Source organism: Brevundimonas sp. VNH65 (genome assembly GCF_049445955.1).
Lineage (GTDB): Bacteria > Pseudomonadota > Alphaproteobacteria > Caulobacterales > Caulobacteraceae > Brevundimonas.
In genome coordinates, this window is record NZ_JBMSDX010000005.1 from 164,593 (window position 1) to 184,016 (window position 19,424).

Annotated in this window: 19 protein-coding genes and 1 tRNA gene; 7 read left to right on the forward strand and 13 right to left on the reverse strand. The window is 66.2% G+C overall.

What is annotated here, in order from left to right; translation table 11 throughout:
• Positions 1-74: 74 nt before the first annotated feature.
• From ACO2Q1_RS10505 to cyoA, 8 genes are all read right to left on the reverse strand, one after another.
• Positions 75-527 (reverse strand): MucR family transcriptional regulator, encoded by a 453-nt coding sequence (locus ACO2Q1_RS10505; RefSeq protein WP_423329459.1) that lies wholly within the window; start codon positions 525-527, stop codon positions 75-77.
• Between the two features lie 247 nt (positions 528-774).
• Entirely contained in the window at positions 775-1,305 is a 531-nt protein-coding gene (locus tag ACO2Q1_RS10510; RefSeq protein ID WP_423329460.1) for a response regulator transcription factor, read from the reverse strand.
• Complete coding sequence (locus ACO2Q1_RS10515) at positions 1,302-2,591, reverse strand: ATP-binding protein (RefSeq protein ID WP_423329461.1); 1,290 nt, start codon at positions 2,589-2,591, stop codon at positions 1,302-1,304. Before ACO2Q1_RS10515 ends, ACO2Q1_RS10510 begins: the two co-directional genes overlap by 4 nt.
• Positions 2,588-3,325, reverse strand: coding sequence for an SURF1 family protein (locus ACO2Q1_RS10520; RefSeq protein WP_423329462.1), 738 nt, complete (start codon positions 3,323-3,325; stop codon positions 2,588-2,590). The genes ACO2Q1_RS10515 and ACO2Q1_RS10520 overlap by 4 nt, the downstream gene beginning before the upstream one ends.
• The gene (gene cyoD, locus ACO2Q1_RS10525) at positions 3,326-3,700 is read right to left on the reverse strand and encodes a cytochrome o ubiquinol oxidase subunit IV (RefSeq protein WP_423329463.1); all 375 of its coding nucleotides are present in this window, start codon (positions 3,698-3,700) and stop codon (positions 3,326-3,328) included.
• The gene (gene cyoC, locus ACO2Q1_RS10530) at positions 3,697-4,320 is read right to left on the reverse strand and encodes a cytochrome o ubiquinol oxidase subunit III (RefSeq protein WP_423329464.1); all 624 of its coding nucleotides are present in this window, start codon (positions 4,318-4,320) and stop codon (positions 3,697-3,699) included. The genes cyoD and cyoC overlap by 4 nt, the downstream gene beginning before the upstream one ends.
• Complete coding sequence (gene cyoB / locus ACO2Q1_RS10535) at positions 4,317-6,347, reverse strand: cytochrome o ubiquinol oxidase subunit I (RefSeq protein WP_423329465.1); 2,031 nt, start codon at positions 6,345-6,347, stop codon at positions 4,317-4,319. Before cyoB ends, cyoC begins: the two co-directional genes overlap by 4 nt.
• A complete protein-coding gene (cyoA, locus tag ACO2Q1_RS10540) occupies positions 6,347-7,579 on the reverse strand; it encodes a ubiquinol oxidase subunit II (protein ID WP_423329466.1) in 1,233 nt (410 codons plus the stop codon). The genes cyoB and cyoA overlap by 1 nt, the downstream gene beginning before the upstream one ends.
• Before the next feature lie 229 nt (positions 7,580-7,808).
• Between cyoA and ACO2Q1_RS10545 the strand changes: the two genes are divergently transcribed.
• Positions 7,809-9,161 carry an MFS transporter gene (locus ACO2Q1_RS10545; RefSeq protein ID WP_423329467.1) on the forward strand — a complete coding sequence of 451 codons (1,353 nt, stop codon included), beginning with the start codon at positions 7,809-7,811 and terminating at the stop codon, positions 9,159-9,161.
• A gap of 62 nt (positions 9,162-9,223) precedes the next feature.
• The gene (locus tag ACO2Q1_RS10550; protein ID WP_423329468.1) at positions 9,224-9,991 is read left to right on the forward strand and encodes an SDR family NAD(P)-dependent oxidoreductase; all 768 of its coding nucleotides are present in this window, start codon (positions 9,224-9,226) and stop codon (positions 9,989-9,991) included.
• Between the two features lie 15 nt (positions 9,992-10,006).
• On the opposite strand, the gene ACO2Q1_RS10555 is transcribed toward ACO2Q1_RS10550, so the two are convergent.
• The 3 genes from ACO2Q1_RS10555 to phaC form a co-directional block, all read right to left on the reverse strand.
• Entirely contained in the window at positions 10,007-11,791 is a 1,785-nt protein-coding gene (locus ACO2Q1_RS10555) for an IlvD/Edd family dehydratase (protein ID WP_423329469.1), read from the reverse strand.
• A gap of 70 nt (positions 11,792-11,861) precedes the next feature.
• Positions 11,862-12,242: a hypothetical protein gene (locus ACO2Q1_RS10560; protein ID WP_423329470.1), complete on the reverse strand. Its 381-nt coding sequence runs from the start codon at positions 12,240-12,242 to the stop codon at positions 11,862-11,864.
• Positions 12,239-14,260 carry a class I poly(R)-hydroxyalkanoic acid synthase gene (gene phaC, locus ACO2Q1_RS10565; RefSeq protein WP_423329471.1) on the reverse strand — a complete coding sequence of 674 codons (2,022 nt, stop codon included), beginning with the start codon at positions 14,258-14,260 and terminating at the stop codon, positions 12,239-12,241. Before phaC ends, ACO2Q1_RS10560 begins: the two co-directional genes overlap by 4 nt.
• 87 nt (positions 14,261-14,347) lie before the next feature.
• On the opposite strand from phaC, the gene ACO2Q1_RS10570 reads away from it, so the two are divergent.
• The 5 genes from ACO2Q1_RS10570 (at position 14,348) to ACO2Q1_RS10590 (ending at position 18,522) form a co-directional block, all read left to right on the forward strand.
• Positions 14,348-14,806: a hypothetical protein gene (locus ACO2Q1_RS10570; protein ID WP_423329472.1), complete on the forward strand. Its 459-nt coding sequence runs from the start codon at positions 14,348-14,350 to the stop codon at positions 14,804-14,806.
• Between the two features lie 64 nt (positions 14,807-14,870).
• On the forward strand, positions 14,871-15,848 hold the full coding sequence (locus ACO2Q1_RS10575; RefSeq protein WP_423329473.1) for a fructose-bisphosphatase class II family protein: 978 nt from the start codon (positions 14,871-14,873) through the stop codon (positions 15,846-15,848).
• A 1-nt stretch (position 15,849) separates the two neighbouring features.
• On the forward strand, positions 15,850-17,649 hold the full coding sequence (gene recJ, locus ACO2Q1_RS10580) for a single-stranded-DNA-specific exonuclease RecJ (protein WP_423329474.1): 1,800 nt from the start codon (positions 15,850-15,852) through the stop codon (positions 17,647-17,649).
• Positions 17,650-17,748: 99 nt separating this feature from the next.
• Positions 17,749-17,823: transfer RNA gene (locus ACO2Q1_RS10585), tRNA-Glu, on the forward strand.
• Between the two features lie 120 nt (positions 17,824-17,943).
• Positions 17,944-18,522, forward strand: coding sequence for a hypothetical protein (locus ACO2Q1_RS10590; RefSeq protein ID WP_423329475.1), 579 nt, complete (start codon positions 17,944-17,946; stop codon positions 18,520-18,522).
• 23 nt (positions 18,523-18,545) lie between these two features.
• Here the strand turns inward: ACO2Q1_RS10590 and ACO2Q1_RS10595 are convergent, their stop codons facing one another.
• Positions 18,546-19,073, reverse strand: a complete 528-nt coding sequence (locus ACO2Q1_RS10595; protein WP_423329476.1) for a hypothetical protein — start codon at positions 19,071-19,073, stop codon at positions 18,546-18,548.
• A partial coding sequence (locus ACO2Q1_RS10600; protein WP_423329481.1) for a hypothetical protein occupies positions 19,070-19,424 on the reverse strand: 355 nt, incomplete at its 5' end. The genes ACO2Q1_RS10595 and ACO2Q1_RS10600, both read right to left, overlap by 4 nt.

Here is a 19,424-nt window from a genome sequence, read left to right on the forward strand (position 1 = left end):
ATCCCAAAAAACGAAAAAGGGCGAGAGCCTGACGCCCTCGCCCCTTTTGATAGTCTTGAACCCGTACGCCGAACTCAGGCCTTGGGCGTGCGGGGTTTGCGGGCGGTGTCGCCCTTGGGCTTGCGGCCGCCCTGGCCGAGGCCGATGGCCTTGGCCAGTTCCGAACGGCGCGCGGCGTAGGCGGGGCTGACCATCGGATAGTTGGCCGGGAGGCCGTAGCGGTCGCGGTATTCGGCCGGGGTCAGGCCGTGGGTCGTCAGGTGACGCTTGAGGCTCTGATAGGTCTTGCCGTCGACGAAGCTGACGATGCCGGAATCGGAGACCGACTTGCGGATCTGGGCCGGGGAGGCCTTGGCGAACTCTTCGGCCGGTTCCGCCGCCGGCTCACCGAGGTTGTTCAACGCGCCATGGACCGAGGCGATCAGGCCCGGAAGCTCTTCCGGTCCGATCTTGTTGGCGGCCACATAGTTGGACACGATGTCCGCCGTCATCTCGATCAGGGCGATCTGGTTGTTGTCTTCCGACATGCGTAATCTCCGAAGTGACCTCGACCCGAGGTCCAGAGGGCTCGCATACACCCGTCATGCGGGCCTGGCCAGTATTCTCGGCGACCGGATCTTCGATTGTGTTCGATTCGCCAATGATCGTCGGCGGATAATGCGATCGGCGCGGGATTTCGGCGAGATCAGACGGCGAAAATTTTGCTGACGGGACTGTGTTTGGTGAATCGCCGTCGACGCGACCTGAATCGATTTTCGCCGATTCGCGCCTTGATCATTTGATCTGTCGCTTTTCCAGCTTTCGGGCCAGTGTTCGGCGGTGCATTCCCAGTCGCCGCGCGGTTTCGGAGATGTTGAAATCGGTCTCGACCAAGGTCTCGTGGATACGCTCCCACTCCAAAGTCTTGATCGAGGTCGGCCGGGACGTCAGCGGGGCCGACGCATCGCCGTCGATGCGGGCGAAGGCGGCCTCGATGTCATCGGTGTTCGACGGCTTGGCCAGATAGTGACAGGCGCCCAGCTTGATGGCCTCGACCGCCGTGGCGATGCTGGCGAAGCCGGTCAGGACGACGATGCGGGTGTCGGGATCATGGGCGTGCAGGGCCTTCACGCATTCCAGACCGGACCCGCCGACGACCTTCAGATCGACCACGGCGAAGGCGGGCGAGAACTCGGCCAGGATCGAGGTCAGGCCGTCGAGCCCGTTGCAGACGCGGACCAGATAGCCGCGCTTGATGAACGACCGCTCCAGGGTGGTGGCGAAGGCGGCGTCGTCCTCGACGATGATCAGGCGGGGCGCGGTCATGGGGCGTCAGGCTCCGGGTCGACGTCGGCCAGGGGCAGGGCCAGGGTGACCTGGGCGCCGCCCTGGGGACGGTTGACGGCGGTGACGGCGCCGCCCAGCTTTCGCGCCACATTCATCACCAGGAACAGCCCCAGGCCGCGCCCCGGTCCGGACTTGGTCGAGGCGTAGGGCTTGCCGAGATTGGCGAGGACTTCCGGCGCGAAGCCGGGGCCACGGTCCGAGACGAGGAACAGCAGGCGCTCGCCGTCGCGGCGGGCCTCGACGCCGATCCAGTCGGGCGAGGCCTCGAGCGCGTTCTCGAGCAGGTTGAAGATGACCTGTTTGAGGGCGACGTCGGCCAGCATGCGCGTGCAGGCGGGAAAGGCGTTGCGATAGTCGAGGCGGGGCGGCGTGCGGGCCTTGCGCCACTCCTGCACGCAGTCGTCGATGAACTGGCGGGCTTCGGAGCGGATGACGCCCTCGCCACGCAGTTCGCCGGACGAGATCAGGATGCCGCGCACGATGGACTTGCAGCGTTCCAGCTCGGCCTCCATGACGCCCAGCTCCTGCTTCGCCTCTGTGTTGCGACGGAAGAAGGGCAGACGCCGCCAGTCGCGCAGGATGACCGACAGGGTGGCCAGGGGCGTGCCCAGTTCATGCGCGGCGCCGGCGGCCAGCAGGCCCATGCGGACGATGTGGTCCTCCTCGACGGACTGCTGCTTCAGTTCGGCGAGGCGGCGGTCGCGGTCGCGAAGATTGCGGGTGATGCGTGTGACGAAGACCAGCAGCAGCACCGTCGTCAGGACGAAGCAAATGAACATGCCCTGGATATGAAGCGCGAACAGGTCGCCGTCGGCGCGCGGCGGAAGGCGAAGCGGCTCGAACCACAGGGTCAGGGCCAGGAAGGCGGCGATGGTCACGACCGCCAGCGTCGCGGCGCGTCGCAGGTCCAGCAGGACGGCCCCGAGCATGGCCTGCAGCAGGAACAGGGAGATGAAGGGGTTGGTGGCGCCGCCGGACATGTAGAGCTGGGCGGTCAGGGCCAGCACATCGCCGAGCAGGCCGAGGAACAGCTCGCGCCCGGTGATGGCCGAGGCGCCGCGCAGACGAAGCCAGGCCAGGCCGTTCAGCGCCACGAGGAACCACAGGACGCCGAACATCGGGATCAGGGGCAGGCGCACGTCCATGGCGAACCCGACCACGCAGATGGTGGCTAGCTGGCCGCCGACGGCGAACCAGCGCAGCAGGATCAGCAGCCGCAGATTATGGCGGTCGGCCGTATCCTGGATGCCGACGTCGGCGCTCATGGGGCCAGGTCTCCTGGGACGGAGCGGGCGAAGCGCCAGGCGCCGAACCCGGCCAGAGCCGCCAGGGCGAACCAGGTCAGGGCGTAGACCAGGTGGTTGTTGCTGAATCGGACCACGGTCAGACCTCCGCGCGGCCAGACATTCTGGCCCGTGTCGGCGGCGGCGTCGATGAAATAGGGCGCGACCGCTCCGGTCAGGCCGCGTGTCTCGGCGATCGTGGCGACGTCTCTCGACGTCCAGCGGTCGGCGCTGGGGGCGTTGGCGCGCAGGAAGCCGCCGCCCGGCTCGCTGATCCGCAGCAGGCCGGTGAGCTCCACACGGCCCGACGGACGTTCAGGCGTCGGCGCAGGCGCCCGGTCGGACCGCGCAGGCAGGAAACCCCGATTGACGAGAACGACGAAGCCGTCGTCTGTGACCAGAGGCGTCATCAGCCAGTGTCCGGCGCCTAGCGCCGTGACGGCCTGAACCCGGGTCTCGCGATCGTGAAGAAAGCGGCCCTGCGTCGCGACGCGACGGTACTGGTCGCCGGCGGCTGTGACATGCGGCCACTCCGCTGGACCCGGCGTGCTGACCGCCGGCGCATCAATGCGGGTCTCGACCTGATCGATCAGCTCCAGCTTCCAGACCAGCCGGGCGACCTGCCAGACGCCTAGGCCGGCGAACAGAAGGCACAGGCCCAGGGCAAGCCCGGTCAGGACCAGTCTCTTGCGGCGTCCTGACGCGGCTGACGTCATTCAGCGGGCCATGGCCTCCATGTCGTGGGCCGGCATCATGTTCACCTCCAGATGGTGCATGACCCACAGCGAGCCGGAAATCGCGATCACGACGACGATCAGGGTGAAGGCGAGGGCCAGCAGGTTCCATCCGCCCTCGGATCTCGGATTCATGTGCAGAAAGTAGACCATCTGCACCACGATCTGCACGACGGCGAAGCCGATCACGGCGGCGATCGTGGCGCCGACCGGCAGGGCGCCGGTCATCACCAGGGCGAAGGGAATGGCCGTCAGCACCGCCGAAAGGATGAAGCCGGTCAGGTAAGAGCGGTAGCTGCCGTGGTCGTGACCGTCGTCGTGCGCCGGGTCGTGGTCATGCTCGGGATGGGCGCTCATCGCAGGACTCCCAACAGATAGACGAAGCTGAAGACGCCGATCCAGATGACGTCGAGGAAGTGCCAGAACAGGGACAGGCACATCAGCCGGCGCCGGTTGGCGGGGATCAGGCCGCGCTGCATCACCTGAACCATCAGCACCCCCAGCCAGATCAGGCCGAAGGCGACGTGCAGGCCGTGGGTCCCGACCAGGGTGAAGAAGGCCGACAGGAAGGCGCTGCGCTGGGGCGTGGCCCCGATGTGGATCAGGTGATGGAATTCGTAGAGTTCGATGCCGAGGAAGGCGAGGCCGAACAGGCCGGTCACCGCCAGCCAGGCCAGGGTCTGGCTCTGACGACCCTTGTACATCGCCAGCATGGCGAAGCCGTAGGTGATCGACGAGAACAGCAGCATGGCGGTGTTGATCGCCACGAGGTTCAGGTCGAACAGGTCCCTGGGGCCCGGACCCGCCGCATAGTTTCCGCCCAGAACGCCATAGGTCGCGAACAGGATCGCGAAGATCAGGCAGTCGCTCATCAGATAGAGCCAGAAGCCCAGAAGGGTGGAGTTCCCCTCCGGATGGTGCGGCTCTTCCTTCAGATGGAACTCGACCGGATCAGCGGTGCGTGCGGGCGCGCTCATGCCTTGGCTCCCGTTTCGGCGGCGAGGGCTGTGGTGCGTCTATCCTCGATCTCGACCACGGTTTCAGCCGGGATGTGGAAGTCGCGGTTGTAGTTGAAGGTGTGCCAGATGGCGTAGCCGACGATGGCGACGAAGGAGAGCACGGCCAGCCACCAGACGTACCAGACGAGAGCCATCCCCAGCACCGTCGACAGGCCCGCCAGGATGACGCCCGCGCCGGTCGATCTCGGCATGTGGATGGCGGCGAACCCCTTGATCGGACGCTGGTAGCCGCGAGCCTTCATGTCCCACCAGGCGTCGCTGTCGTGGATCACCGGGGTGAAGGCGAAGTTGTAGTTCGGCGGGGGTGAGGACGTGGCCCATTCCAGGGTGCGGCCGCCCCAGGGATCGCCGGTCACGTCACGCAACTGGTCGCGCTTCAGGACGCTGACGACGATCTGGATCAGGAAGGCCAGGATGCCGACCGCGATGATGCCCGCGCCGATGGCCGCGATAACGAACCAGATCTGGTAGGACGGATCGTCGAAGGTCCGCAGTCGGCGCGTCACCCCCATCAGGCCCAGCACATAGAGGGGGGCGAAGGCGACCCAGAAGCCGACGACCCAGCACCAGAAGCTGACCAGTCCCCACCGCTTGTCCAGCTTGAAGCCGAAGGCCTTGGGGAACCAGTAGTTGATGCCGGCGAACAGGCCGAACAGCACGCCGCCGATGATGACGTTGTGGAAGTGGGCGACCAGGAACAGTGAGTTGTGCAGCACGAAGTCCGCCGGCGGAATCGCCAGCATTACCCCAGTCATGCCGCCGATGACGAAGGTCAGCATGAAGGCGATCAGCCACATCATCGGCAGCTCGAACCGGATGCGGCCGCGATACATCGTGAACAGCCAGTTGAAGATCTTCGCCCCGGTAGGGATGGAGATGATCATGGTGGTGATCCCGAAGAAGGAATTCACCGACGCGCCCGATCCCATGGTGAAGAAGTGGTGCAGCCACACCAGATACGACAGCACGGTGATCACGACGGTCGCATAGACCATCGAGGTGTAGCCGAAGAGTTTCTTGCCCGAAAAGGTCGAGGCGACCTCGGAGAAGACGCCGAACAGCGGGAGGATCAGGATGTAGACCTCCGGGTGACCCCAGATCCAGATCAGGTTCACGTACATCATCGGATTGCCGCCGAAGTCGTTCGTGAAGAAGTTCGTCCCGACGTAGCGGTCCAGCGTCAGCAGGACGAGGCAGGCGGTCAGCACGGGGAAGGACGCCACGATCAGGACGTTCGAGCACAGCGACGTCCAGGTGAAGACCGGCATCTTCATCAGCGTCATGCCGGGGGCGCGCATCTTCACGATGGTCGCAATCAGGTTGATGCCGGACAGGGTCGTGCCCACACCCGCGATCTGCAGCGCCCAGATGTAGTAGTCGACCCCGACGCCCGGACTGTAGGCAAGGCCTGACAACGGGGGATAGGCCAGCCAGCCCGTGCGGGCGAATTCGCCGACGAACAGAGAGGCCATGACCAGGACGGCCCCGGCTGTGGTCATCCAGAAGCTGAAGTTGTTCAGGAAGGGGAAGGAGACGTCCCGCGCCCCGATCTGTAGCGGCACAAGATAGTTCATCAGGCCGGTGATCAGGGGCATGGCCACGAAGAAGATCATGATCACGCCGTGAGCGGTGAAGATCTGATCGTAGTGGTGGGCGTTCAGGTAGCCCTCGGAACCGCCGAAGGCCATCGCCTGCTGCAGCCGCATCATGACGGCGTCGGCGAAGCCGCGCAGCAACATCACGATGCCCAGGATCATGTACATGATGCCGATGCGCTTGTGATCGACCGTGGTGAACCACTCGCGCCACAGATAGCCCCACAGCCTGTAGCGGGTGATCAGGGCCAGCATGGCGACGCCGCCGACGGCGACGACGGCGAAGGTGGCGAGGACGATGGGGTCGTGCGGGATGGCGTCCCAGGTCAGCCGCCCCAGCAACGGGGAGACGGGCACGATGTGATCGGTCGGGAGGTTCGGGGAAGACATCAGGAGCGGGCGCCGTTCTGGGACGGGGAATTCCGGGGAGAGGCGACGGAGGGCTGGGCGGCCTGCTCGATCAGGCTGCGGCCGGGCAGCGGCGACTGGGACGTCGGGCGGGCGAGGCCGAGGCCCTGAACTCGCGCCAGCGACGGCGACGGCGCATTGATCTGGGCCAGCTCCAATGCGGCGCGGCCCTCCGCCGCCGCCACCGCGTCATCGGCCGTACAGACGGCCATGACATAGCCCTGGGCCGCGCCGCCGAGCACGGCTTCGCTGCGACGGCGCTGGTCGTCATAGGCCAGCGGCCAGGTGTTGCGGATCGCGTCGAGCCCCAGGCCGCCCTGGTCGTCGATGGCCATCATCTCGCCCATGCACATCTTGCCCGGCTGGACGCACATGTTGACGATCTGGTCCCACAGGTGCGGCTGGACGTCGGCGAACCGCATGACGGGCGTCTTCTCGCTGGGGCGGGCGAGATCCAGGTAGGCGACGCGGTCCAGCGTTTGGCCCGTCTGGCGGGCCTGGGCGATCCAGGCGTTGAATTGGTCGTCACTGAGGCCGCGGAAGGCGAACTTCATGTCCGAGAAGCCGTCGCCGGAGTAGTTGGCCGAGAATCCCTTGTAGTCGCCCGGCGCGTTGATGACCCCGTGGAGCTTGGTCTCCATGCCGGGCATGGCGTAGATCATCCCGGCCATGGCGGGCACGTAGAAGGCGTTCATCACGGACGACGAGGTCAGGCTGAAACGCACCGGTCGATCGACCGGCACGGCCATCTCATTGACCGTGGCGACGCCATACTCGGGGTATATGAACAGCCATTTCCAATCCAGGGCGACGACATTGACCTGGAGCGGGCGAACGTCGGCAGGGACCGCGCGATCCTTGTCGATCCGGTCCAGAGGGCGATAGGGATCCAGCAGATGGGTGCCGGCCCAGGTCACGGCGCCCAGGCAGATGATGATCAGCAGCGGCACGGCCCAGATCACCAGTTCCAGATGGGTCGAGTGGTCCCAGTCCGGATCGTAGCGAGCCTCGGCGTTCGAGGCGCGGTACTTCCAGGCGAACCAGACGGTCAGCGCCATGACCGGCACGATGATGATCAGCATCAGCACGACGGAGAAGACCAGCAGATCGCGCTGCTGAGCGGCGATGTGACCCGCCGGCGACAACACCACCGCCTCGCAGCCTGCGAGCAAGGGCAGAAGCAGCATGGGCGGCAACAGCGAACGCAGGCGCACTTTCAGTCCATCCTTCGGCCAGGGGCGCGTCGATCAGGTTCACGCCGAGAATGGCGGGGCATACGCAGCGATCCGGCGGGGGCCTATTGGACAATCTGTCCAATCCCGGCGAATGGCGCGCGCGGGCTACTTCATCCAGCAACGCGCGCCGAGGTGTGCGCGTTGCCATTGGAGTCTGTCGTCTGGTCGACAGGCCTGTCACTCGAGCCGCCCTGAAGAGCCTTCGCGAATGTCGACCAAAGCCGAAGCGCCCCCGTCTGACGCCCGCCCTTCTGACGCGCCCTTGGCCGACGCGCCGGAAACGCGGGGCTCCAGCCATGGCCCGGTCGCCGCGAGCGAGATCGCCGTCGGAGTGATCATCGGGCGGACGTCCGAGTTCTTCGACTTTTTCGTCTATGCGATCGCCTCCGTGGTGGTGTTCCCCCAGCTGGTGTTTCCCCACCTGCCGCCGCTCGAGGGCATGCTGTGGTCCTTTGCGGTGTTCGCGCTGGCGTTCGTGTTCCGGCCGGTGGGCACGGCCGTCTTCATCGCCATCGACCGGCGCTTCGGCCGGACGACACGCCTGACGCTGGCGCTGCTGCTGCTGGGCAGTTCGACGGTCGCCGTGGCCTTCCTGCCCGCGCATGCCGTGGTCGGCGTCTGGGCCGCCATCCTGTTGTGCATGTTCCGGATCGGCCAGGGCGTCGCGCTGGGCGGCGCCTGGGACGGCCTGCCGTCGCTACTGGCGCTCAGCGCGCCGTCCGGACGCAAAGGCTGGTACGCCATGATTCCGCAACTGGGCGCGCCGATCGGTCTGATTGTCGCCTCGGGTCTGTTCGCCTATTTCCTCGTCACGTTGTCGGCGGCGGACTTCCTCGACTGGGGCTGGCGCTATCCGTTCTTTGTGGCCTTCGCGATCAATGTGGTGGCCCTGTTCGCGCGCCTGCGCATCGTGGCCACCCCGGCGTTCCAGGATCTGTTCAAGTCCAGCGAGTTGCAGCCGACGGGCGTTCTGACCGCAGTTCGGGAGGAGGGGCCGCGCATCGTCGTCGGCGCCTTCGCCCCTCTGGCCAGTTTCGCCATGTTCCACATGGTGACCGTGTTTCCGCTGTCCTGGGTCTTTCTGTTCACGCGCGAGGAGCCAAGCCGGTTCCTTCTAATCGAAGCAATCGGCGCAGGGGTCGGCATCCTGGCGATCCTGGGATCGGGGATGCTGGCGGACCGGTACGGCCGGCGCGCGGTGCTGGCGGCGACAGCGGCGGGCATCGCCGCCTTTTCCGGCTTTGCGCCGCAGCTGCTGGACGGCGGCGCGACCGGCGAACTGGTGTTCATGATCTCGGGCTTCATCCTGCTTGGACTCTCGTTCGGCCAGGCGTCGGGCCCGGTCGCGTCGAGTTTCGCCTTGAAGAACCGGTACACGGCCTCGGCCCTGACGTCGGACCTGGCCTGGTTGTTCGGCGCCGGGTTCGCGCCCCTGGCGGCCCTGTTCCTGTCGGTCGAAGGCGGGCTGCTGGCGTCCGGCGCCTATCTGCTGTCGGGAGCCGTGGCGACCCTGATCGCGCTCTGGCTGAACCGCACCTTGGCCAAGCCGTCATCGGACTAGGGCAGATTTGGCTTTCAGCTTGCGATAGCGGACCGCTAAGACGGTCGTCGGGAGGATTCGCCATGACCGACAACCGCCTGGCCGGACGGACGGCCTTTGTCACCGGAGCTTCGAGCGGACTGGGTGTCCGCTTCGCCCATCTGCTTTCGGGCGCAGGCGCCAAAGTCGCCCTGGCGGCGCGGCGGACAGACCGTCTCGACAGCGTTGTGGATGCGATCCGCCAAGGCGGCGGCGAGGCGGTCGCCGTGCCTCTGGACGTCTCCGATCCCGCTGCGATAGGCCCGGCGCTGGATCAGGCCCAGGGGGCGCTGGGCCCGATCTCGATCCTGATCAACAATGCCGGCCTCAGCGGCGACGGCGCGGCCCTGTCCCTGCCGGTCGAGACCTGGGACCAGACGTTCGACGTCAATGTGCGCGGCGTCTTCCTGACCGCGCGCGAGGCGGTCAAGCGCATGCTGGACAGCGGCGTGGCCGAAGCCGGAGACGCCCGCATCGTCAACATCGCCTCCGTCGCCGGACTGGTGCAACTGCCCGGCCTGACGGGCTATTGCGCGTCCAAGGCAGCGGTGATTTCCCTGACCAAGGGTCTGGCGCGCGAGTGGGCCAAGCGCCACATCGCCGTCAACGCCATCGCGCCGGGATACATCGAGACGGAGATCAACGCCGACTGGTTCGCCAGCGAGGGCGGCAAGGCGCAGATCTCCGGGTTTCCGCGTCGTCGCCTGATGGACGGAGACGCACTGGATGAGGCGCTGATGCTGCTGTGCGGGCGATCTGCACGGTTCATGACCGGGTCGGTGATCGTCATCGACGACGGCCAGGCGCTGTGACGCGCTGACCTGCCGTCAGTGATTGTCGCGCGGCGGTCCGAAGCGGTCGATGATGCGGTGATATTTGACGGCCGGCTCGAGAACAGCGCCTGTTTCCAGTTCGCCGACCATGGACCGCTGGATTTCCTGCCAGGGCGTCTGTGACGGCGGGAAGGCATAGCCGCCGGCGGCTTCGAAGGCGGCGCGCCGCTCCGCCCATTCCGCCTCCGACAGATCAGCGTCGACCCGGCCGACCCGGAGGTCGACGCGCAGTCGGTCGCCGTTGCGCAACAGGGCGATGCCGCCGCCGGTCGCCGCCTCGGGCGAGGCGTTCAGTATCGAGGGGCTGCCGGACGTTCCGGATTGTCGACCGTCGCCGATGCAGGGCAGGGCGGTGACGCCCTGCCGGATCAGATAGTCGGGCGGGCGCATGTTGACGACCTCGGCGGCGCCCGGGTGGCCGATGGGGCCGGAGCCGCGCATGACCAGAATGGTCTCGGCCGTGATGTTCTCCGCCGGGTCGTCGATTCGCCGGTGGTAATCCTCGGGGCCGTCGAAGACGACGATCGGCCCGACGAAGGCCTCCGGATCGGCCGGGTCCGAGAGGTAGCGGTCACGGAATTCGGGCGAGATCACACTGGTCTTCATCACCGCGCTGTCAAAGACATTGCCGGTCAGCACCAGGAAGCCGGCGTCCTGGACCAGGGCGTTGTCATAGGTGCGGATGACGTCGGGCAGATCGATCCCCGCGTCGCGGCAGTTGTCGCCGATCGTTCGGCCGTTGACGGTGAGGGCGGCCTCATGGATGCGGCCGTGTCGCATCAGTTCGGCGACCACGGCGGGCACGCCGCCTGCCTGGAAATACTCCTCACCCAGATACTTTCCCGCGGGCTGAAGATTGACCAGCAGGGGCACGTCATGGCCGACCGCCTGCCAGGTCTCCAGCGGCAGTTCCACGCCGGCGTGGCGGGCCAGGGCGGTCAGGTGGATCGGCGCATTGGTCGAGCCGCCGATGGCCGAGTTGACCACGATCGCGTTCTCGAAGGCCTGGCGCGTCAGGATATCCGAGGGCTTCAGATCCTCGTGGACCATGTCCACAATCCGTTTGCCGGTCTGATAGGCCACCTGGGGCCGTTCGCGATACGGCGCCGGGATGGCGGCCGAGCCGGGCAGGGACATGCCCAGGGCCTCGGTCAGGCTGTTCATCGTCGTGGCCGTGCCCATGGTGTTGCAGTAGCCGACTGAAGGGGCCGACCGGGCGACCAGATCGATGAAGCCCTCATAGTCGATCTCGCCGGCGGCTATCATCTCGCGGGCCTTCCAGATGATCGAGCCCGAGCCGACGCGTTCGCCTTTCAGCCAGCCGTTCAGCATCGGGCCGACGGACAGGGCGATGGCGGGGATGTCCACCGTCGCCGCCGCCATCAGACAGGCCGGGGTGGTCTTGTCGCAGCCGATGGTCAGAACCACGCCGTCGATGGGGTAGCCGTAGAGCAGTTCGACCAGTCCGAGATAGGACAGGTTGCGATCCAGGCCTGCGGTCGGCCGCTTGCCTGTCTCCTGGATCGGATGGACAGGGAACTCCAGGGCGATCCCGCCCGCTTCGCGAATGCCTTCACGGACCCGCTTGGCCAGTTCTATATGGTGGCGATTGCAGGGACTGAGGTCGGACCCGGTCTGGGCGATGCCGATGATCGGCTTGCCGGAACGAAGCTCCTCAAGCGTCAGCCCATAGTTCAGATACCGCTCCAGATAGAGGGCGGTCATGTCCGGATTGTCCGGGTTGTCGAACCAGGCGCGCGAACGGAGAGGCTTTGTCATCAGCCAAGGTTTCCGACGCCCCGTCGGCCGATGCAACTAAATAATCATATTATTGGAGGCGGGCCCGCCGTCACGCGGGGCGACGCGCCGCCGTAATGGCCGATTCCAGCGTCGCGGCGAACCAGACCGAGGCGATGACGACTAGCAGTCCGTAATCATGGCCTGGCCAGAAAACGGGTATGGCGGCCGCCAGCATCAGCAACGCCGGAAAGATCGAGGCCCAGACCGCCGTGCCGGGCGCTTCGCGGTGGATCATCGGGATGGTGGCGGCGCCGCGCCGCCGACGCCACCAGCCGTTCATCACGACGTAGAGGGGCGGGCAGACCAAGGCTGTGATGACATATTTGAGCGCCTGGTCCGGCTCGCCGAACAGCACGGAGGTCGCGATCAGAAGGGCCAGAGCGAGGGCAGTGCTGACGGCGAGGAGCAGGTTGGGTTCGACGGACTTCAACTCTTGACCTTCACATAGCTGCCGGGCGCGGGTTCGATCGGCTTGAGCGGGCCGGCGTCGGGATGCCGCGCGGGGACCCAGTCGCCGGAACGGGCATGCAGCCAGTCGGCCCAGTGGGTCCACCAACTGCCCGGATGTTCCTGGGCCCCGGCTCGCCATTCGTCCAGGGTCGCGGGCAGGTTCGCATTGATCCAGTGCTGATATTTGTTGGCGGCGGGAGGATTGATGACGCCGGCGATGTGGCCCGATCCGGCCAGGGTGAAGGTAACGTCGTCCGAGCCGAACAGGCGCGCCGAACGATAGACCGAGTTCATGGGCGCGATATGGTCTTCCCTGGAGGCCTGGAAGTAGAGGGACGTCTTGACCTTCGACAGGTCGATCGTCTGGCCGCCGATTTCGAACAAGCCCTCGGCCAGGCGGTTCTGGCCGTAAAGCTGGCGCAGATAGGCCATGTGAAGCGCCTTCGGCATCCGCGTCTGGTCCGCGTTCCAGAACAGAAGGTCGAAGGCCGCCGGCGCCTTGCCCATCAGATAGTTTGAGACGAAGAACGACCAGATCAGATCGTTCGCCCGCAGCGCATTGAAGGTGTCGGCCATGACCGCACCCGGAAGCACGCCGCCGGCCGCGTCCATCTGCTGCTCGACCTCTGCCAGCCAGTGCTCATCCGTGAACAGCAGCAGGTCGCCGGCCTCGCGGAAGTCGTGCTGGGCGGCGAAGAAGGTGGTGGCGTTGACGCGTGTGTCGCCGGTCGCCGCCATGTGTCCGAGCGCCGCGCCCATCAGGGTGCCGCCGATGCAGTAGCCGACCGTGTTCAGTCGATCCTGACCCGTCTGCTCCATGACCTTTCGCGTCGCACGGTAGATCCCCTTTTCCAGATAGTCGTCGAAGCCGAAACCGGCCTTGTCGACGTCCGGGTTCACCCAGGAACAGACGAAGACGGTGAAGCCCTGCGATGACAGCCACCGGATCAGCGAGTTCGCCGGCTGCAGGTCCATGATGTAGAATTTGTTGATCCAGGGCGGGAAGATCAGCAGCGGGAGCGCCCGCTGCCGGTCCGTCGCCGCGTCGTACTGGATCAGTTCGAACAGTTCGTCGCGCCACACGACCTGACCCGGCGCCGTGGCGACGTTTTCACCCACCTGGAACCGGCCGTAATCGGCTTGGCTGATCTTCAGCTTTCCGCCCCCCGCCTCCAGGTCGGCGGCGAAGTTCTGCATGCCCCGGACCAGGGATTCGCCGTTCGTTTCCGCCATCGCTTTCAGCGCCGCCGGGTTGGAGGCGAGGAAGTTCGACGGCGAAAAGGCGTCGGTGAGCAGCTTCGTGAAGAACTCGGCCCGACGCTTCGCCTTGGGATCGACGCCCTCGACGCCCGCGACGAGACCGTTCATCCAGTCCGCCGTCGTCATGTAGGACTGGCGCATGATGTCGAAGACGGGGTTCTCGGACCAGGCCGGGTCCTTGAACCGTTTGTCGGCCACCGAGGGGATCGGTTCGCCGGCGGCCCGTCTCGACGCGGTGCTCCAGAGATCCAGATAGCGGGTGAAGAGATCGGCCTGCGCCGAGAACAGCTTCTCGGGCTGAGCCGCCAGTCCGGACATGACCTGAGCCATCGCCGGCGCGACGTTGAACGGGTCGGCGTTCGGCGATTGGGGAGGCTGACCGTCCTGGATCTGGGTTTGAAGGCGTCCGACCTGGGCGAGCGTCGCCTCGGTCATCGCCGTCTGGGCCGTCATGACGGCCTTGGCGAGGTTCATCGAGAGGGTCTCGATCGCAGCGCGCTGCTCATCCGCCGTCGATGGCGCGGCCGCGGCGTCGCGGGTCGGGTCATCCGTCCTTGCCGCAGACGGTCCGGCGGTCGAGGCCTGATCGGGTTTCAACCCGGCGGCGACCGGGATCGCCATTGCGGGTGGTTCGGCGCCCTCCTGAGGCCGCGGGGCCTTCGGCGGCCTGGGTCGGGCGGAGGTCGGGCGTCCGGCCTTGCGGGGCTTGGCGGACGGATCGATCGGCGGTTTGGCCATGACGTTTCCCGTTGTTGGTGCCCGGAGGCGCTGCATGGCGAAAGCCGCCGCCCACGCCGACCCTTTCGCCAGACCGGATGATGGCATATGACGCCGGACGATATGAACGGCCGTTTTGCGAAAAAGATGACAGGCGCGTTCGTCATGGGGGCGGCGGCCCTGCTGCTGTCGGCTTGTGCAGGCGCGTTCGAGGCCGAGAAGGGCGATTCCCCGCTGGACCAGCGGGTCCAGGCGCTGGTCGACGCCAACCGTCGATATCCCGAGTGGTCGGACTTTCCGAAGGCGTCGCAGGGCGCGCCGACGCCGGAACAGATCGCCGCCGCAGTGAACGCCCTGTCCGGCGCCAATACCGCCCTGACCGGCGAGGTCGATCGGCTGGTCTGGACGTCGGACGACCCGGCGCGCTTCGAATCCCAGGTGCGGCAGCGGCTGGCCGCGATCCCGCCTTCTCCGGAAGCGGCCAGGACACTGGAACAACTTGAGGCCTGGGCCGAAGATTTGAGACGTCGGGGCGAGGCGCCGCCGCCGATCGGGCGACGCCAGTAAGGGCTGCTGCGCAGCGGCCTCTCGCCGGTCCATGGACAGGTCGGCGAATCAACGAGGAATACTGATGGCGGATTCGGCATTCGGCGTAGCGGTGCAGGACGTAGCGGCCGGCCTTGCCGCCGACCTTCCCATGACCCTGATCGCGGCGACCGAGGCGGCGGCGATCGCTGGGTTCGCCCATGTCGGGCGCGGTGACGAGCCTCGCGCTCATGAGGCGGCGTGGGCGGCCATGCGCCGGGAGTTGGAACGGCTGGACATCGACGGCGAAATCGCCATGAGCGACGCGCTGACGGATGCGGACGGGCGACCGGTGCGGAATGTCGGGACCCGGAACGGCCCAACGATCGACCTGGGCCTGGACCCGCTGGAAGGCGCCACCCTGACGGCGAAAGCCATGGGCGGCGCGCTGGCGGTGCTGGTCGCCGCGCCGGTCGGCGGCCTGGCGCGAACGCCCGCGCTGTACATGGACAAGATCGCCATCGGTCCCGGCTTCGCGCCCGGCACGGTGGACCTGGAGAGGTCGGCCGCTGACAACGTCCGGGCGTTGGCCGGCGCAAAGGGGGTTTCGACCGACTCGCTCGTCGTCTGCGTGCTGGATCGCCCCCGCAACGCCCGGCTGATCGCGGATCTCCGAACCGTCGGCGCAAGGGTGCGCATGATCTCCGACGGCGATATCGCCGGCGTGATCCAGACGGCCGAGCCGGAAGCAGGCATCGATATGTATCTCGGCTCGGGCGGAGCGTCGGAAGGCGTGCTCTCGGCGGCGGCGTTGAAATGTCTGGGCGGCTTTTTCCAGGGACGCCTGGTTGTGCGTAACGACGACGAGGCGCGTCGGATCGAGGCAAGCGGACTGAGGGTTAGCGGCGTCCACGGCATGGACGATCTGGTGCGCGGTCCGATCGTCTTCGCCGCGACTGGCGTCACGACAGGCAGTCTGTTGATGGGGGTGGAACGGAAAGGCGACAGGCTGGCGACGCACAGTCTGATAATGGATTCCGAGCGAGGCCTCACGCGACGCGTCCGCACCGAACGACCTGTCTGACATGACGTCGGACGCGTTCGAGCATTTTCTGGGCGTAGGCGAATCCCTATCGGGACGAGCCTGGGAGCGACGGCCCGCCGACGAATCCCAGGTCCGCGCGATAATGCAGGCCGAAGGCCTGGACGAACTGCTGGCGCGAGCCATGGCCGCGCGAGGCGTCGATGCGCGAGGCGCAAGGGACTTTCTACAGCCGACGCTGAAGTCGATGTTTCCCGATCCTTCGAGCTTTCTCGGCATGGACCAGGCGGCGACCGCGATCCTGGACGCCATGGAGGCTGGGCGTTCGCTGCACCTGTTCGCCGATTATGACGTCGACGGCGCCGCGAGCGCGGCCTTGCTGGTGCGCTGGTTCCGGGCCATGGGGCGGGAGTTGCCGATCTATGTTCCCGACCGGCTGACCGAGGGTTACGGACCCAGCCCTCGCGCCTTCGACACCCTGCAGTCCCAGGGCGCCGATCTGGTGATCACCGTGGACTGCGGCGCGGCGGCCGAGGATGCGCTTGAACACGCCGCGCGCATCGGCCTGGACGTGGTGGTGGTGGACCATCACCTGATGCGGGAGCGACGGCCGCCCTGCCTAGCCCTGGTCAATCCGAACCAGCCCGGCTGCAACTCGGGGCAGGGGGATCTGGCCGCAGCGGGCGTCGTCTTCGTGCTGCTGGCCGCGCTGAATCGGGAGGGACGGGCGCGCGGACTTTTCGGCGACCGGCCGCAACCGGACATCCGCCGATGGATGGACCTGGCGGCGCTGGGCGGCGTCTGCGATGTGACGGCCCTGAGAGGATTCAATCGGGCTCTGGTCAGCCTCGGCCTCGGCGTCATGTCGGACTGGGCCAATCCCGGCCTCAGAGCCTTGCTGGAGGTGGCCGACGCACAACCAGGCCCGGCCAAGGTCAACCATGCAGGCTTCATCCTGGGGCCGCGCATCAACGCCGGGGGGCGCATCGGCCGGGCCGATCTCGGCGCGCGGCTGCTGGCGACGGACGATCCTGCGGAGGCCGCCGCTCTCGCCGGCCGGCTGGATGACCTGAACCACGAGCGGCGCGAGATCGAGCGGCAGGTTCAGGACGCCGCCGTGCGCAGGGTGGAATCCGCAGGATGGCATAACGACGGGTCGGCCGTCGTCGTGGTCGGCGGCGAGGACTGGCACCCAGGCGTCGTCGGCATCGTCGCGGGGCGCCTGCGGGAGCGTTGGCGCAAGCCGGTGATTGTCATCGGCCTGGACGCGGTCAACGGCGTGGGAAAGGGGTCCGGCCGGTCACAGCCCGGGGTGAATCTCGGGCGCGCGATACAGGCCGCCTGGGGAGAGGGTTTGCTGCTCGCGGGCGGCGGACATGCGATGGCGGCGGGACTGACGGTCCGGATCGATCGGCTCGAGGATCTGCGCGCCTATCTGAACGCACGACTGGCCGACGAGCAGCAGGTCGCCGCCGCGCAGGACACCGTCGAGATCGACGCCCTGATCGATCCGTCCGCCGCGACCCGAGCCCTGCTGGACGGGTTCGAGCGCCTCGGCCCCTTCGGCCCGGCGAATCCCGAGCCGTTGTTCGCCCTGAGCGGCGTGCAGGCGCGCGAGCCGATGGCGATGAAGGGCGGACATGTGCGATGCCGCCTGGCCGGGCCGGACGGAGCCTCGGTCCGGGCCATCGCCTGGCGCCAGGCCGATCTTCCGCTGGGGCAGGCGCTGCTGGAAGGACGCACCGGGTTGAATGTGGTCGGTCGCCTGAAGGCCGATGACTGGAACGGACGCCAGGGCGTGCAGTTCGAGATCGAAGACGTCGCCGACCCGCGGAGGGTCTGAGCATCAATGATCGGCGCCTAACACTGATCGAAAATCGCGCGAGACGAGGGGCTTGCGCCCTTTGGAATCGGCGGCTATATCGCCGGCTCCCCGCGCAGCGGTCCCTTCGTCTATCGGTTAGGACGTCAGGTTTTCAACCTGAAAAGAGGGGTTCGATTCCCCTAGGGACTGCCAGCGCGGGGATTTCCCCTAAAATCAAGCAGTTACCGCCCGTTTGGGGTGTAGTTTTCTACGGTTTTTTCTACGCCGTTTTTTACGGTCGCGGTGTCGGTTCGAAGCCGGTTAGCTCTCTCTATGCAGAGCCCCGAAAAGCCCCTCGTTCCTAACAAGTGGCGAGCCGTCATCAACCCTTGGCTTCAGGATGACGAGCTAGCCCGCGCCCTGATTCTCCGATCCGCGATTCTTTGGAGCTACAGCCACGTCGAGCAGAAGCTGACGGACGTCGTGGTTCGATGCTCCCACGAGGCTGACTATCGCGACGTGTCGGAGAAACCACCCTTCAGCAGCGCCGCTCGCGTAAAATATCTCCGGAAGGTTCTAGCTATCCCCGGCCCGCTTTTCCGCTTCAGGAAGCTCGGGTTGGCGATCCTCGACCGTTATGACGCGAGCCGGGGCATCCGGAACCGAATGGCTCACGCTGATATGGAGGTCTACAAGGATTGGGGGATCGTGTTCGATGAGATCATCATCGACGGAGGTCAGAATTCTCATCGTCGGTCCCGCTACTGGACCGGACGGTTGGAGGCTGAAGCCGAGAAGGCGGCGCGTTTCAGCAAAGCCGTTCAGCGCATCCATTATGCGATGGTTGGGGACGACCAAATCCCGGACGCTGTGGATCAGGGAAGGCCGGTTCAGGTGCTACCGGACAAGTGAGCCGGGTTTGAAGCCGCGACCGACTACCCAAAGACCTTTGGCGGATGGCCGGTGAGCGTTCTCTCATACATTCGGTAGAGATCGCCTTCGATCTGAAACTGAGCTTTCGCCAGCTCAGCCGCTGTGAACCGCTCGCTAGGCTCTTGCTCGAAACCGGGCTCCTTCCCTAGAGCGCCGTCTATGTAATCCCACACACGGATCGCCTCGTCGTCTCCCCGCACCGATTGGAGGACGAGCGAGTGAAGGTGCTCTCCTAAATCAGCGGCAACGGCCTCATGCCTTAGGTAGCGGATCGTAGACGCCTGAATCAGTCGCCATTCCAGCTCGCGAACCTCAACGTCTTTCCCGACCATTCCTTGAAGACCGAAAGCTAACCGCTTCCATCGGGTTTCAACGTCTCCCGCTGCTAGGCCGTAGAAGAACGCATTGAGCGCCCCGGCGAAGGTCGCGAGTTTCTCTTCGATTATGCGAGCCCTAGCTTTCAGCATCACGAACACGAGCGCGAGCGCGAGAGCTACGTTGAGGACTATGGAGATCAGGGCGACGCTCATTTGAACAGCTTTCCAAACCAGCCCGCTTTGCGGGGTTTAGGTGATCCCAAGACGGTCCCAGCCGCCTTCGCCAGCGCCCGGTATTCGCTGTCAGGTGACATACGTCCGGAGGCGACTTCGCGAGCGGTGATCCGGTCAAGCTCCTGAGGATCGACTTTCTCGCCATCGCGCATCGACTCCTTCATCAGGAAGAGCCGATACTCGCCTTCACGCGCGCCTTGGAACTGACGTGACCCCCGTTTCTCATCCAGCCATAACGAGAGTCCTGGGTTGATCTGAACTGGGGTTGTTGGGGTTGGCAAGAGGCCGGTCAGCGCAGCCCCCAACCAGCGCAGCTGACCGGCCGATCTG

What these genes read in the sequence shown, in the direction of transcription:
- ACO2Q1_RS10505 (WP_423329459.1), bottom strand. Translation starts at nt 527, where the DNA reads ATGTCGGAAGACAACAACCAGATCGCCCTGATCGAGATGACGGCGGAC.
- ACO2Q1_RS10510 (WP_423329460.1), bottom strand. Translation starts at nt 1,305, where the DNA reads ATGACCGCGCCCCGCCTGATCATCGTCGAGGACGACGCCGCCTTCGCC.
- ACO2Q1_RS10515 (WP_423329461.1), bottom strand. Translation starts at nt 2,591, where the DNA reads ATGAGCGCCGACGTCGGCATCCAGGATACGGCCGACCGCCATAATCTG.
- ACO2Q1_RS10520 (WP_423329462.1), bottom strand. Translation starts at nt 3,325, where the DNA reads ATGACGTCAGCCGCGTCAGGACGCCGCAAGAGACTGGTCCTGACCGGG.
- cyoD (WP_423329463.1), bottom strand. Translation starts at nt 3,700, where the DNA reads ATGAGCGCCCATCCCGAGCATGACCACGACCCGGCGCACGACGACGGT.
- cyoC (WP_423329464.1), bottom strand. Translation starts at nt 4,320, where the DNA reads ATGAGCGCGCCCGCACGCACCGCTGATCCGGTCGAGTTCCATCTGAAG.
- cyoB (WP_423329465.1), bottom strand. Translation starts at nt 6,347, where the DNA reads ATGTCTTCCCCGAACCTCCCGACCGATCACATCGTGCCCGTCTCCCCG.
- ACO2Q1_RS10545 (WP_423329467.1), top strand. Translation starts at nt 7,809, where the DNA reads ATGTCGACCAAAGCCGAAGCGCCCCCGTCTGACGCCCGCCCTTCTGAC.
- ACO2Q1_RS10550 (WP_423329468.1), top strand. Translation starts at nt 9,224, where the DNA reads ATGACCGACAACCGCCTGGCCGGACGGACGGCCTTTGTCACCGGAGCT.
- ACO2Q1_RS10555 (WP_423329469.1), bottom strand. Translation starts at nt 11,791, where the DNA reads ATGACAAAGCCTCTCCGTTCGCGCGCCTGGTTCGACAACCCGGACAAT.
- phaC (WP_423329471.1), bottom strand. Translation starts at nt 14,260, where the DNA reads ATGGCCAAACCGCCGATCGATCCGTCCGCCAAGCCCCGCAAGGCCGGA.
- ACO2Q1_RS10570 (WP_423329472.1), top strand. Translation starts at nt 14,348, where the DNA reads ATGACGCCGGACGATATGAACGGCCGTTTTGCGAAAAAGATGACAGGC.
- ACO2Q1_RS10575 (WP_423329473.1), top strand. Translation starts at nt 14,871, where the DNA reads ATGGCGGATTCGGCATTCGGCGTAGCGGTGCAGGACGTAGCGGCCGGC.
- recJ (WP_423329474.1), top strand. Translation starts at nt 15,850, where the DNA reads ATGACGTCGGACGCGTTCGAGCATTTTCTGGGCGTAGGCGAATCCCTA.
- ACO2Q1_RS10590 (WP_423329475.1), top strand. Translation starts at nt 17,944, where the DNA reads ATGCAGAGCCCCGAAAAGCCCCTCGTTCCTAACAAGTGGCGAGCCGTC.
- ACO2Q1_RS10595 (WP_423329476.1), bottom strand. Translation starts at nt 19,073, where the DNA reads ATGAGCGTCGCCCTGATCTCCATAGTCCTCAACGTAGCTCTCGCGCTC.